This is a genomic window from Sphingomonas sp. BL-S-25 (genome assembly GCF_055521555.1).
Genome location: NZ_CM145486.1, coordinates 41,965 through 54,949 on the forward strand (window position 1 = coordinate 41,965; position 12,985 = coordinate 54,949).

General features: G+C 65.8%; 12 protein-coding genes. 10 read left to right on the forward strand and 2 right to left on the reverse strand.

The genetic code is table 11. The features are described 5' to 3' along the window. Nucleotides 1-82 precede the first annotated feature (82 nt). Complete coding sequence (serB, locus tag ACZ1H8_RS00245; protein ID WP_465179410.1) at nucleotides 83-964, reverse strand: phosphoserine phosphatase SerB; 882 nt, start codon at nucleotides 962-964, stop codon at nucleotides 83-85. Here serB and miaA point away from each other — a divergent pair. The 6 genes from miaA (at nucleotide 963) to ACZ1H8_RS00275 (ending at nucleotide 7,623) form a co-directional block, all read left to right on the forward strand. Further along, entirely contained in the window at nucleotides 963-1,892 is a 930-nt protein-coding gene (gene miaA, locus ACZ1H8_RS00250; RefSeq protein ID WP_465181451.1) for a tRNA (adenosine(37)-N6)-dimethylallyltransferase MiaA, read from the forward strand. The two genes, serB and miaA, sit on opposite strands and share 2 nt — an antisense overlap. Before the next feature lie 81 nt (nucleotides 1,893-1,973). Beyond that, the gene (locus ACZ1H8_RS00255) at nucleotides 1,974-3,719 is read left to right on the forward strand and encodes an acetolactate synthase 3 large subunit (protein ID WP_465179411.1); all 1,746 of its coding nucleotides are present in this window, start codon (nucleotides 1,974-1,976) and stop codon (nucleotides 3,717-3,719) included. Nucleotides 3,720-3,775: 56 nt separating this feature from the next. Beyond that, nucleotides 3,776-4,291, forward strand: coding sequence for an acetolactate synthase small subunit (gene ilvN, locus ACZ1H8_RS00260; RefSeq protein WP_110149195.1), 516 nt, complete (start codon nucleotides 3,776-3,778; stop codon nucleotides 4,289-4,291). Between the two features lie 122 nt (nucleotides 4,292-4,413). Beyond that, nucleotides 4,414-5,433 (forward strand): ketol-acid reductoisomerase, encoded by a 1,020-nt coding sequence (gene ilvC / locus ACZ1H8_RS00265; protein ID WP_110149194.1) that lies wholly within the window; start codon nucleotides 4,414-4,416, stop codon nucleotides 5,431-5,433. 171 nt (nucleotides 5,434-5,604) lie between these two features. Beyond that, nucleotides 5,605-6,894 (forward strand): SMI1/KNR4 family protein, encoded by a 1,290-nt coding sequence (locus tag ACZ1H8_RS00270; protein ID WP_465179412.1) that lies wholly within the window; start codon nucleotides 5,605-5,607, stop codon nucleotides 6,892-6,894. A 96-nt stretch (nucleotides 6,895-6,990) separates the two neighbouring features. Continuing rightward, nucleotides 6,991-7,623, forward strand: coding sequence for a YceI family protein (locus tag ACZ1H8_RS00275; RefSeq protein WP_465179413.1), 633 nt, complete (start codon nucleotides 6,991-6,993; stop codon nucleotides 7,621-7,623). An 88-nt stretch (nucleotides 7,624-7,711) separates the two neighbouring features. On the opposite strand, the gene ACZ1H8_RS00280 is transcribed toward ACZ1H8_RS00275, so the two are convergent. Further along, nucleotides 7,712-10,381 (reverse strand): TonB-dependent receptor, encoded by a 2,670-nt coding sequence (locus ACZ1H8_RS00280; RefSeq protein ID WP_110149191.1) that lies wholly within the window; start codon nucleotides 10,379-10,381, stop codon nucleotides 7,712-7,714. Between the two features lie 246 nt (nucleotides 10,382-10,627). On the opposite strand from ACZ1H8_RS00280, the gene folE reads away from it, so the two are divergent. The 4 genes from folE to ACZ1H8_RS00300 all read left to right on the forward strand — a co-directional run bounded on the left by folE (nucleotide 10,628) and on the right by ACZ1H8_RS00300 (nucleotide 12,984). Then, entirely contained in the window at nucleotides 10,628-11,248 is a 621-nt protein-coding gene (folE, locus tag ACZ1H8_RS00285) for a GTP cyclohydrolase I FolE (RefSeq protein WP_110149190.1), read from the forward strand. 4 nt (nucleotides 11,249-11,252) lie between these two features. Then, entirely contained in the window at nucleotides 11,253-12,017 is a 765-nt protein-coding gene (locus tag ACZ1H8_RS00290) for an SDR family oxidoreductase (protein ID WP_465179414.1), read from the forward strand. Continuing rightward, the gene (locus tag ACZ1H8_RS00295) at nucleotides 12,010-12,375 is read left to right on the forward strand and encodes a dihydroneopterin aldolase (RefSeq protein ID WP_110149188.1); all 366 of its coding nucleotides are present in this window, start codon (nucleotides 12,010-12,012) and stop codon (nucleotides 12,373-12,375) included. The genes ACZ1H8_RS00290 and ACZ1H8_RS00295 overlap by 8 nt, the downstream gene beginning before the upstream one ends. 72 nt (nucleotides 12,376-12,447) lie before the next feature. Beyond that, entirely contained in the window at nucleotides 12,448-12,984 is a 537-nt protein-coding gene (locus tag ACZ1H8_RS00300) for a glycine zipper 2TM domain-containing protein (protein ID WP_219994043.1), read from the forward strand. The last annotated feature ends 1 nt before the right edge of the window (nucleotide 12,985 follow it).

Below are 12,985 nucleotides of genomic sequence, written 5' to 3' on the forward strand. Positions count from 1 at the left end.
GATCGGGAGAGGCCCGATGCGCGTCATCCTCCTAGACCCCCACATTCGGGCAAATTTGCGACCGTTCGGGGTGCTTCGCGGGTCAGGCCGGAACCGCCCAGTCGCGGCGGGCAATGCCCTGGGCGTACAGCAATGTCGTCAGGTCGCCATGGTCGATCCGCGCGCCGGCCGCGGCGGCGACGATCGGCTTGGCATGATAGGCGACGCCCAGACCGGCCTTGCGGATCATCGCCAGATCGTTGGCGCCGTCGCCGACCGCAAGCGTCTGGTGCGGCTCCAGCCCGCGCTCGGCCATCGCCGCCAGCAGCGTCGCTTCCTTCGTCCCGCTATCGACGATCGGCTTGCCCACCTCACCGGTCAGCGCGCCGCCTTCGATCAGCAGCCGGTTGGCGATCATCCGGTCGAACCCGATTCGCCCGCCGACCGGATCGGCGAAACGGGTGAAGCCGCCCGACACCAGGATCGTCAGCGCCCCGCGCGAGCGCATCGTCTTCACCAGCGCCTCGGCCCCCGGCATCAACCGCACCCGCTCGTCGAGGCAGCGGTCGATCGCCGATTCCTCGAGTCCCTTGAGCAACGCGACGCGCGCGTCGAGTGCCGCGGCGAAATCCAGCTCGCCGCGCATTGCCCGCTCGGTCACCTCGGCGATCTGCGGCTTGATCCCGGCATAGTCGGCCAGTTCGTCGATGCATTCGACGGTGATCATCGTCGAGTCCATGTCCGCAACCAGCAGCGCCTTGGCCCGGCCCGCCGCGGGCTGGACCACCACATCGGTACCGCCGAACGCCCCTTCCAACGCCCCGCGCGCGGCATCGGGATGATGGGCAAAGCCGATATCGGCGGCCACGCCCTCGTCGATCCAGCTCATCTCGCCCGGTGCGCATCCTGCCGCCGCCAGGCGATCGGTGGCCGAGGAAAGGTCCCCCGCGGGCAAGCGGTCTGCTATGAGGGTGGCGATGAACATGGGTACCCCTGATCTTCCGAAGGTCGCGCTCATCGCAGGGCCGACCGCCAGCGGCAAGTCCGCGCTGGCGATCGCGCTGGCGGAGAAGCACCACGGAACGGTGATCAACGCCGATTCCGCGCAGGTCTATGCCGATCTGCGCGTCCTGTCGGCGCGCCCCAGCATCGAGGAGGAAGCGCGTGTCCCGCACCGGCTGTTCGGTCATATCGACGGCGCCGACATCTATTCCGCCGCGCGCTGGGCAAGCGAGGCGCGCGCGGAGATCGATGCCGCCCATGCCGCCGGCCGCCTGCCGATCCTCGTCGGTGGCACCGGCCTGTACCTGCTGACATTGATCGAGGGGATCGCGCCCGTCCCCGAGATCGAGCCGGAAATCCGCGAGCAGGTCCGCGCCCTGCCGGTGGCCGAGGCCTATGCCGAGCTCGTCCGCCTCGATCCCGCCGCGGCCGCACGGTTTCGTGCCAGCGACACCACCCGCGTCGCGCGCGCGCTCGAAGTGGTCCGCTCCACCGGCCTGCCGATCGCGCATTGGCAGGCCGAGCGTCAGGGCGGGATCGGCGACCGGATCGACCTGTCGGCGATGATCCTGCTTCCCGATCGCGACTGGCTGATCCAGCGGACCGATGCCAGGTTCGAGGCGATGCTGGACGGCGGCGCGATCGATGAGGTCCGCGCGCTGGAAGCCCGCACCGATCTGGCGCCCAACGCCCCGGTGCGCCGCGCGATCGGCGTGCGCGAGATCGCCGACTGGCTGGCCGGCCGGATCGATCGCAACGAGGCCGCAACCCGGGCGCGGATTGCGACCCGCCAATATGCCAAGCGGCAATATACGTGGTTCCGGGGACAACCCCCCGTGGCCTGGCAACGAACGGGCGAGACAGATATTTCCAATAATATCGAGTCGATTGAAAGATTATTGTCGATTTAAGGCTTGACGCATCATTTTAGTGCGACTAGCAGCCTCGCTCCGGCGGTGCTATGGGCGCACCGCAACACCTAGGAGGCACGCGTGACCGAGAAGAGCGGAGCAGACATCCTGATCGAGACGCTGTGCGATCTCGGTGTGGAAGTCATCTTCGGTTACCCGGGCGGCGCGGTCCTTCCGATTTACGACGCGCTGTTCAAGCAGGACCGGATCAAGCACATCCTGGTGCGCCACGAACAGGCGGCGACCCATGCGGCAGAGGGCTATGCCCGCTCGACCGGCAAGCCCGGCGTGGTGCTGGTCACCTCGGGTCCCGGGGCGACCAACGCCGTCACCGGCATCACCGATGCGCTGCTCGATTCGATCCCGATGGTCGTGCTGACCGGCCAGGTCCCGACCGCGCTGATCGGCACCGACGCGTTCCAGGAAGCCGATACGGTCGGCATCACGCGCCACTGCACCAAGCATAATTATCTGGTGAAGGACCCGGCCAAGCTGGTCGATGTCGTCACCGAGGCATTCCATATCGCGACTACCGGCCGTCCCGGCCCGGTCGTGGTGGACATTCCCAAGGACGTTCAGGTCGCGACCGCGCGGGTCGGATCCAACGCACCGATCCGTCACGCGACCTATCAGCCGCAGACCAAGGCAGACACGGACAAGATCCAGGAAGCGGTCGACATGCTCGCCGCAGCCGAGCGCCCGGTCTTCTATACCGGCGGCGGCGTGATCAATTCGGGGCCCGAGGCGTCGCGCCTGCTGCGCGAACTCGCCGCGCTCACCGGCGCGCCGGTCACCTCGACGCTGATGGGCCTGGGCGCATTTCCGGCGGCGTCGGACCAGTGGCTGGGCATGCTGGGCATGCACGGCACCTATGAAGCGAACATGGCGATGAACCGCGCCGACCTGATCATCGCGGTCGGTGCGCGCTTCGACGACCGCGTGACCGGCCGGCTGGACGCGTTCAGCCCGAACAGCCGCAAGGTCCACATCGATATCGATCGCTCGTCGATCAACAAGAATGTCCGCGTCGATCTGCCGATTATCGCCGATTGCGGTTCGGCGCTAGCCGACATGGTCGAGGCGTGGAAATCGCGCGGCCATCCCAAGCCCGACCTGACCGAGTGGAACAGCCGGATCGACGGCTGGCGCGCGCGGCGTTGCCTGGACTTCCCCGATCGCAAGGACGTGATCATGCCGCAGCGGGCGATCCGCGCGCTGCATGCGGCGACCAAGGATCGCTCGCCGATCATCACGACCGAGGTCGGTCAGCACCAGATGTGGGCCGCCCAGCATTTCGACTTCGAGGACCCTAACAAGTGGCTGACCTCGGGCGGTCTCGGCACGATGGGCTATGGCCTGCCCGCCGCGATCGGCGCGCAGCTCGGCAATCCCGATGCGCTGGTGATCGACATCGCCGGCGAAGCGTCGATCCAGATGAACATCCAGGAGCTCGGCACCGCGACCCAATATCGCTTGCCGGTCAAGATCTTCATCCTGAACAACGAATATATGGGCATGGTTCGCCAGTGGCAGGAACTGACCTATCAGTCGCGCTATTCGGAAAGCTATTCGGACGCGCTGCCCGACTTCGTGAAGCTGGCCGAGGCCTATGGCTGGAAGGGCCTGCGCATCGACACGCTCGACGAACTGGAACCCGGCATCCAGGCGATGCTCGATCATCCGGGCCCGGTCATCGTTGACTGCCGCGTGGCGAAGCTCGCCAACTGCCTGCCGATGATCCCGTCGGGCGCCGCGCATACCGAGATGCTGCTCGAGGGCAATGCCGTGTCGGGCGAGATGGACGACGAAGCGAAGGCGCTGGTGTGACCCGCGCCGTCGTCTCGCCCATCCCCCTCGCCCCCCGGACTCGCTGAAAGCAGATCATGCACATCAAGGAAGAAGTGAAGGAACGGCACACGCTTGCCGTGATCGTCGACAACGAGCCGGGCATTCTCGCCCGGATTGCCGGCCTGTTCACCGCGCGTGGCTATAATATCGAGAGCCTGACGGTCAGCGAGATCAGCGACGACCGCGCGGTCAGCCGCATCACCATCGTCACCAGCGCATCGGCGCATGTGATGGAACAGATCATCGCCCAGCTCGACCGGCTGGTGCCGGTGCACAAGGTGATCGACCTCACCGCCGCCGGCCCGCATGTCGAGCGCGAGCTCGCACTGGTGAAGGTCGCCGGCACCGGCGATCACCGGATCGAGGCGCTGCGCCTGGCGGAGGTCTACCGCGCCCGCGTGGTCGATGCGACCATCTCCAGCTTCGTGTTCGAAGTGACCGGCGGAACCGATAAGATCGACAAGTTCGTCGAGCTGATGGGCGAAGTCGGCCTGGTCGAGGTCGCCCGTACCGGCGTCGTCGCCATCTCGCGCGGCCGCGACGCCGCCTGAACCATCCTCTCCCCATCCGGGGAGGACCGGGACTGAAATGCGGTCCCCAGTCTTCATTTCGACCAGGCAAATAGCCGGTCTCTGCCAGCCTCGCCTAGAACCGGCGAAAGAAAGGGAAGCCCATGCGTGTCTATTATGATCGCGATGCCGATCTCAACCTGATCTCCGACAAGAAGATCGCCATCGTCGGTTATGGCAGCCAGGGCCATGCCCATGCCCAGAATCTGCGCGACAGCGGCGTGAAGGACATCGCCATCGCGCTGCGTCCCGGATCGGCCACCGCCAAGAAGGCCGAGGGCGCCGGGTTCAAGGTGCTGACCAATTCCGAAGCCGCCGAATGGGCCGACATCCTCATGATCCTGGCTCCCGACGAGCATCAGGCCGCGATCTGGGAGAATGACCTGAAGGGCCGCATGCGCCCCGGAACGGCGCTAGCCTTCGCGCACGGCCTGAACGTGCATTTCGGCCTGATCGAGCCGCCCGCGGACATCGACGTGATCATGATCGCGCCCAAGGGCCCCGGCCACACCGTGCGCAGCGAATATGTTCGCGGCGGCGGCGTGCCCTGCCTAATCGCGATCCATCAGGACGCCTCGGGCAACGCCCATGACGTCGCCCTTGCCTACGCCTCGGGCGTCGGCGGCGGCCGTTCGGGCATCATCCAGACCGACTTCAAGGAAGAGTGCGAGACCGACCTGTTCGGCGAGCAGGCCGTGCTGTGCGGCGGCATCACCCACCTGATCCAGGCCGGGTTCGAGACGCTGGTCGAGGCCGGGTACGCCCCCGAAATGGCCTATTTCGAGTGCCTGCACGAGACCAAGCTGATCGTCGACCTGCTTTATGAGGGCGGCATCGCCAACATGCGCTACTCGATCTCGAACACCGCCGAATATGGCGACATCGTCACCGGCCCGCGCATCATCACCGACGAGACCAAGAAGGAAATGAAGCGCGTCCTCGCCGACATCCAGTCGGGCCGCTTCGTGAAGAACTTCGTGCTCGACAACCGCGCCGGCCAGCCCGAGCTGAAGGCGTCGCGAAAGGCGGCGGCCGCGCATCCGATCGAGCAGGTCGGCACCGAGCTGCGCGCGATGATGCCCTGGATCGGCGCGAACAAGCTGGTCGACAAGGACAAGAACTGATCGATCGCGCTTTCCCGGCGCGACCGGGACTGAAAGCCTCCCCTCGCCAGAGGGGAGGCTTTTTCTTTGACGCCACGGCAAGTCGCACCGCTCCCGCGTCCATTCGCTTGGTGCGCTGTCGACACCTGAACCAGCGCACGGCATCCTCGCCTTGGTAAGAGGAGCCCATGCGTGTCGCAGCAAGTTGATGGTGCCGCCCCCGCGATCCGGGTGTTCGAGGACAGGCTGATCCTCCAGGCCCAGCCCCCGATCACCGACGATCAGATTGCCGAGGTCGAGGCTCGCGTCGGCCGCCCCCTGCCCCCGGGCCTGATCGCGCTGTGGCGCACCGCCTTTGGCGGGCGGCTCGACTATGCGCTGTCGATCGACTTCAACGGGACGGTTGCGGGCTTTTCCTGCAACGAGCTCTTCTATCCCGAAAGCGACGGCTATCACGACCTGTGGGGTTGGATCGATCACGAAGCCGAGCTGGCGAAGGAAGCCGACGACGCGATGATCGCGCAGGGACAGCTGCGCTACCTGCCCTTTGGCGGCTTCGAATATCTCGACCGGCTCTATGTCTGTCTCGAGGACGGGCCCGATTATGGCGCGGTGGTCGCTTATATGCAGGGGCTGCCCCCTGCCTGGGCCTTGCGGCTGCACGAGGATTCGATCGCCCGCATCGCCGATGACGTGCCCGGCTTCTTCCGCCTGCTCGGCCTGGTCCAGGACCCGTTCGAGCCGGAAGACGACTCCTATGCCGCCGGCGACGAGATGGCCGAGGCGATCGAGACGGTGCGGTCGACCAACCCCGCGCTGGCGGACCGACTGACCGCATTGGTCCGCTCGACGATCCTCGATTGGCGCGCTGCGCTGGCCAACGGTTCGATCGCCACCGATGCGCGTCTTCGCCATCTCGCGTTGAATCACGCCGCAACCCAGGGCGATCTCGTCCTGATCGAGCAGCTGCAGGCGCGCGGCTGCGATATCGGGGAACGCTATATCGGCGGCGGCAACCTGCTCGACCATGCCCTGCTCCTTGGCCAGGACGCGCTTGCCGATGCGCTGATCGAGCGCGGCGTGGATGCCAGCAATGCGATCGTCGCCGCCGCAAGCATGATCGATGCGCGCCGTACCGCGCAACTGCTCGATCTCGGCGCCGAGATCGGCCTGAACGCCCCGCGCGTCGCCGCCAATGCGGGCCATGTCGACAGCGCCAGGCTGCTGGTCGACGCGCTGGCAGCGGCCGATCCAGAAGTGCTCGAGGATCTGCCCGACCAGCTCAACCGGTCGGCGGACGACGCTCAAAGATCGGCCGAGCGGATCGAGAGCGGCCAGATGGGCTCCAACGTCGCGCCCGACGAGTATCGCCGGCGCGCCGGCGACCTCCGCGAGCTGGCGCACCATGTCGAGCAGCGTCTCGCCGGCGTTCCGCATCCGCCGTCGCGGGATCCCTGGTGGCGCAAGCTTATCGGCGGTTGATATCTTTCCGCGAAACCCAGTGTTTCGCACTCGTCATTTGACGGCCATCAATTTCACGCTGACATAGGGCTCCTTCTTTCTCGGACTGGAGCCGTCATGCGCTATCGCAACTTCGCCATTATTGCCGCCCTCGCCATCGCGGCCCCGGTCGTCGCCCAGCAGGACGCCGCCCTGCCCGGCGCCAAGGATCCGGCACGCGTCACCGCCGGAACCTACACCGTCGATCCGAACCACACGCTGATCAGCTGGAAGGTCAACCATTTCGGCTTCAACGACTATTTTGGCCTGTTCGGCAGCGCCACCGGAACGCTCACGATCGATCCGGCGAAGCTGGCCGAGTCGAAGGTCGACATCACCATCCCGGTGTCGAAGGTGACGACTGCCAGCGCCGGCCTGACCGCGCACCTGCTGAAGCCCGCCGAGGCCGGCAAGAGCCCCGATTTCTTCGGCGCCAACCCGGCCGATGCCCGCTTCGTGTCGAAGCGCGTCTCGCCGCGCGGCACGCGTGCGGTGATCACCGGCGACCTGACGCTGAACGGCGTCACTCGCCCGGTCACGCTCGAGGCCGAGTTCACCGGTGCCGGCGCCAACCCGATGTCGAAGAAGCAGACCGTCGGCTTTGCCGCGACTACGCGCATCAACCGCAGCGAATTCAATGTCGGCTATGCGGTTCCGATGGTCTCGGACGCGGTCGACCTGACGATCACCGTCGCCTTCGAGAAGAACTGATCCTCACGCCGGTCTTTCTACGGCGGACAAACGAAAAGGCCGGGGATCGCTCCCCGGCCTTTTTGCATTCGGGTCAGTCCGGTCGGCGTCAGAAGCCGAAGCGGGCGCGGACACCATAGAAGCGCGGCATGCCGGGATAGCCGGCATAATTGCCGTTCTGCTCGGGCACGGCGAAGCCGGTGACGTAATAGAACTGGTTGGTCAGGTTCTCGACGAAGAACTCGCCGCGGATATTGCCGTCGTTCGACTGCAGCCCGACCCGCGCCGACACCAGCGCATAGGCCGGGTTGCGGACGATGCCGCGATCGGCGTTCAGCGGGCTGATGCCGACGATCTCGGTCTCGCTGTTGAGACGGGCGTCGACATGGAGCAGGCCCTTCAACCCGCTGGTGATCTGCGGCTGCCAGGTCACGGTCGAGGTCACGACATGGCGCGGCTGGTTCTGGATCTGACGACCTTCCAGCCCCGCCAGCGGCGTGCCGGTGAAGTTGTTCGACGCGTCATACTTCGCATCGAGGAAGGTATAGCCCAGCCGCACCGTGAAGTCGGACGACGGACGGATCGTCGCCTCGGCCTCGACGCCCTTCGAGGTCGAGGAATCGATGTTCTGGACGACGAAGTTGTTCCCGCTGAACACCAGGTTCTGCAGGTCCTTGTACTTGCCGTAGAAGCCGGCGACGTTCAGCGTGAAGGCACGGCCCCAGCTCGACTTGAAGCCGACCTCGAACGAATCGACCGTTTCCGATCCGAACGCCAGGTCGCTGCCCTGCGCGCCATTGCCACCCAGCAGCACCGAGTCGAAGGTCGCCTGGTCGAGATTATAGCCGCCCGACTTGTAGCCGCGATCATAGCTGGCATAGGCGAGGAAGCTCGGCGACACCTTGTAGGCCAGCTTGACCGTGCCGGTCACCTTGCTCTCGTCCTGGCTGTGCGCGTAATTCCCGTTGAATTCGGTGTTGATCGCCGGGTTGCAGCTCAGCAGGAACAGGTTGTTGAACAGCCCGGGCACGTTGCGCAGGAAATTGGCATAGGCGGTCGCCGCCGGATCGCCTGCCCGCACCTGGTTGAAGAAGGTACAGCTGCCGGTGTTGTTGTTGATCGACGCGTCCAGGTCCTTCTTCTCGTAATTGAACCGCGCGCCCAGCGTGACCGAGAATTTGTCGGTCACGTTGACGATATTGTGCGTGAAGGCCGCAAAGGCATTGGTGTTGACCGTAAACAGGTCGGGATTGTTGCCCTGCCCCGGCTGCGCACCCGGCAGCGGGCTGGTGACCAACGCCGCCAGGCCCGGGATCACCGCGGTCGGATAATTGGGGATCTGGCACGCACCGGGCGCGCCGGTGCCGGCCTGCGCCCGGAAGCAGGCGACGAGCGGCGCGAGCGCGCCGAAGCCTGCGGGCGGCACCGCCGGGTTGAGGATCGCCTGGCCGAACAGCGGCACCGACGGGCCGAGCGAGCCATAGAACTGCAGCGGCCGACCGAATGCCGGCGCCAGCTGGCCCGCGAACACCGTGTCGACATAGCGATTGCCGTCATTGCCGATGTTGACGGTGTCACGCAGCGTCAGCTTCTCGTTCAGGTAGAAGCCGCCGACCAGCCAGTCGAGGATGCCGGCCGATCCCTGCAGGCGAATTTCCTGGGTGAAGTCGTTCAGCCCGGTCTTGTACCCGCTGCGATAGGCGCGATCGATGCCGGCGAAATCGATGTCCTGGTCGCGCGTCGCGCGCCACACTCGATAGGCGGTGATCGAGGTCAGCGTGACATTGCCCAGATCCCAGTTCAGTTCGCCCGAAAAGCCGTAATCGCGTACCCGCTCGCCATAGCCCCGATTGGGCGAAATCGCCTGGGTGCGGTGCTCGGGATTCTGCGTGTACGAGATGCCGCCGATCGTCAGCGCGTCGCCGGCATAGCTGCCGATGATCCCCTGCGGCGCGGTCACCGCGTTGATCGCGGCGTTCAGCGGTCCGCGCGCGACGCTGATCGCGCCGCAGCAATCCTCGTCGGTCGAGGAATAGTCGGCGATCAGGCGCAGCGTGACATCGCCGCTGTCGAGCAGCGCCTGGCCGCGGACGTTCCAGCGGTTGATATCGTTGATCGCGCGGTCGGAATTGGCATCGTTGATATAGCCGTCGCGCTTGCGATAGCCGGCGTCCAGCCGCAGCGCGAGCTGCTCGCTCACCGGACCGGTGATCGCCCCTTCCAGCTCATAGGCGTTGTAATTGCCATAGCTGCCCTCGACATAGCCGCCGAACTCGAACGCAGGCTGCGCGGTGAAGATCGACAGTGCGCCCGCCGAGGTGTTGCGGCCGAACAGCGTGCCCTGCGGGCCGCGCAGGATTTCGACCCGCTGCAGCTCCGGAAGCTCGGACAGCGCGACGCCCGCGCGCGGACGGAATACGCCGTCGATGAACACCCCGACCGCCGGCTCGAACCCGGGATTGTCGCCGGCAGTGCCGATGCCGCGGATCGACAGCGACGATCCGGTCGCCGCCGACTGGCCGGTGGTCGTCTGGAGCGACGGCGCCAGCTGCTCGAGCCCGCGAATATCCTGAACGCCGGCATTTTCCAGCAATTCGTTGCTGACCGCGGTGATCGCGATCGGCACTTCCTGCACCGTTTCGTTGCGGCGCGTCGCGGTCACGACGATATCGTTCGCCGAACTATATTCGGCGTCGCCCTGCGAGCTGTCCTGAGCCATCGCGGGCGCGGCGAAGAAAATGGTCAGTGCCGACGCTGCGAGCAGTTCGAACTTTTTCATGGGATGCACCCCCTCCTGAGAAAGACGCTGGCAGCCATCGCAGTGGCTGCTCATTGCTTTTGTATGAACGTCAACTAACGCTCGTAAAATCGAGCCGTCAACGGGAATAGCGAGCGGAACGCGAGGCTTCCGGGCGCTTTTTCTGAAAGGCGGTACGGCGATGTCACACTCGGTTTGAGCGCGAAAGCCGCATGCCGTAGCGTCATCGTCGGACAGGGCTACAACTGGATTGGAAAGACGGAATTCATGGCGGACATTCACGACGGCACCGACGATGGCGACATCGTGGCTCCCCCGGCCAAGATTCCCGTTCCGGACGAGGTTCAGGAGGCGATCCGCACGCTGATCCGCTGGTCCGGTGACGATCCCACGCGCGAGGGGCTGATCGACACGCCGGCCCGCGTCGCCCGCGCCTGGAAGGAATATTGCCAGGGCTATGCCGAGGATCCCCGCCACCATCTCAGCCGCGTGTTCGAGGAGGTCGGCGGCTATGACGAGATCGTGCTGCTGAAAGGCATCCCGTTCCAGTCGCATTGCGAACATCACATGGCGCCGATCATCGGCAAGGCGTCGATCGCCTATCTGCCCAAGGACCGCGTCGTCGGCATCTCGAAGCTCGCCCGCGTGCTCCATGCCTATGCGCGCCGGCTTCAGGTGCAGGAACGGCTGACCGCCGAGGTCGCCGACTGCATCTGGAACGCGCTGCATCCGGACGGCGTCGCGGTGGTGATCGAGGCGACCCATGCCTGCATGACCGCGCGCGGCGTGCGCACCCCGGGCGTCGGCATGGTGACCAGCCGGATGATGGGCGTGTTCCGCGAGGACGAGCGCAGCCGCAAGGAAGTGCTCGCGCTGATGGGATATTGATCGCATGCGCATCCTGGTGACCGGCGGCGCCCGCCGGATCGGCGCGGGGATCGTCCGCCGCCTGGCGCTGCGTGGGCATCAGGTGGCGATCCACCACCACAACTCGCCCGAGGAAGCCGAAGCGCTGAGCGCGTCGCTGGCGCAGATCGGCGGACAAAGCTGTGTGGTGACCGGCGAACTCGAGATCGCAGGGACCGCCGCCGAACTGATCGCTGCCTCGCGCGAAGCGCTGGGCGGGCCGATCGACGGACTGGTCAACAATGCCTCGATGTTCGCCTATGACGCGCTGCCCCTGTCCGACTTCGAGCTGCTCGACCGGCACATGCGGATCAATCTCGGCGCACCCGTCGCGCTTGCCTCGGCGCTCGCCGGACAGGACGATCTGGACGAGGGCGCGGTCGTGAGCCTGCTCGACCAGAAGCTGGCCAACCTGAACCCCGATTTCTTCACCTATAGCTGCAGCAAGGCGGCGCTGGAGGCGGCAACGACGATGATGGCGCAGGCGCTCAGCCCGCGCATCCGGGTCAACGCGGTCTCCCCCGGCCTCACCCTGCCCAGCCTCGACCAGACGCCGGAGGAATTCGCCGAGCACGCCCGGCAGAATCTGCTCCAGCGCCCGGTCGCGCTGGACGAGATCGCCTCGACCGTCGAACATCTGCTGACCGCGCGCAGCATCACCGGCCAGAATGTCTTCGTCGATTGCGGCCAGCGCTTCGTGAAGCGCGATGGCGACGTGATGTTCGACGGACGGGAGCGTCCCGATGCCTGACTATACCATTCATCTGGAAGCGCTGGAGGTCAGCATGGGCCTCGGCATCCACCCGGAGGAGCGTGCGGCGCCGCAGCGCGTGTCAGTCACGGTCGCGATGGACTGCCGTTATCCCGAGGTGCCGCAGGACCGGATCGACGCGGTGGTCGATTACGACTTCCTGCGCACCGGCATTCACGAGCTCGTCCGCTCGCGCCATTTCGAGCTTCAGGAAGTGTTGTGCGAGGAAGTCGCCGCGCTTGCCTTGCGAGATAGCCGAGTCGTTCGGGTCAAGGTCCGATCGAACAAGCTCGACATCTATCCCGATGCACGGATCGGCTGCGAAATCCTTCGCTCCCGCCCGGATGCGACGCACTGAACTCTTTGTTCATTCCCGGCTAAGGACATTTGGCGTTTCAGTGGCGTAACGTTCCGAAGGAGGAGAATGAAGATGACCAGGTCGATGCTCACCTTGGCGCTGGGCGCGGCCGCGATTGCGGCGCTGCCCAGCCTCGCACCCGAAGCTTCGGCGCAGACCCGCGCCGAACAGGCGCGGTGGAATGCGGCCCAGGCACGCTATGATCGCGAAACCCGGATGTACGAGCGCGAGCGCGAGTTCTTCGAACAGGCCCGCCGCCGCGATTCCTATCCGAGCCCGACTGACGGCTATTATGATCGCGACGATCCGCGCAACTATGACCAGTATCGCACCGACTATGACGCGTCGCGCTACTATCGCGACGATCCGCGCTACACCGAGCGCCGCCTGACCGCGCAGGATCAGGTCTATCGGGGTTCGGATGGCCGCTACTACTGCAAGCGCAGCGACGGCACGACCGGCCTGATCGTCGGCGGCGCCGCGGGCGCGCTGGCCGGCAATGTCATCGACGGCGGCCGCAACCGTGTCGCCGGCACGCTGATCGGCGGTGCGCTGGGCGCGCTGCTCGGCAAGAGCGTCGAGCAGAATCAGGACGTTCGCTGCCGCTGAG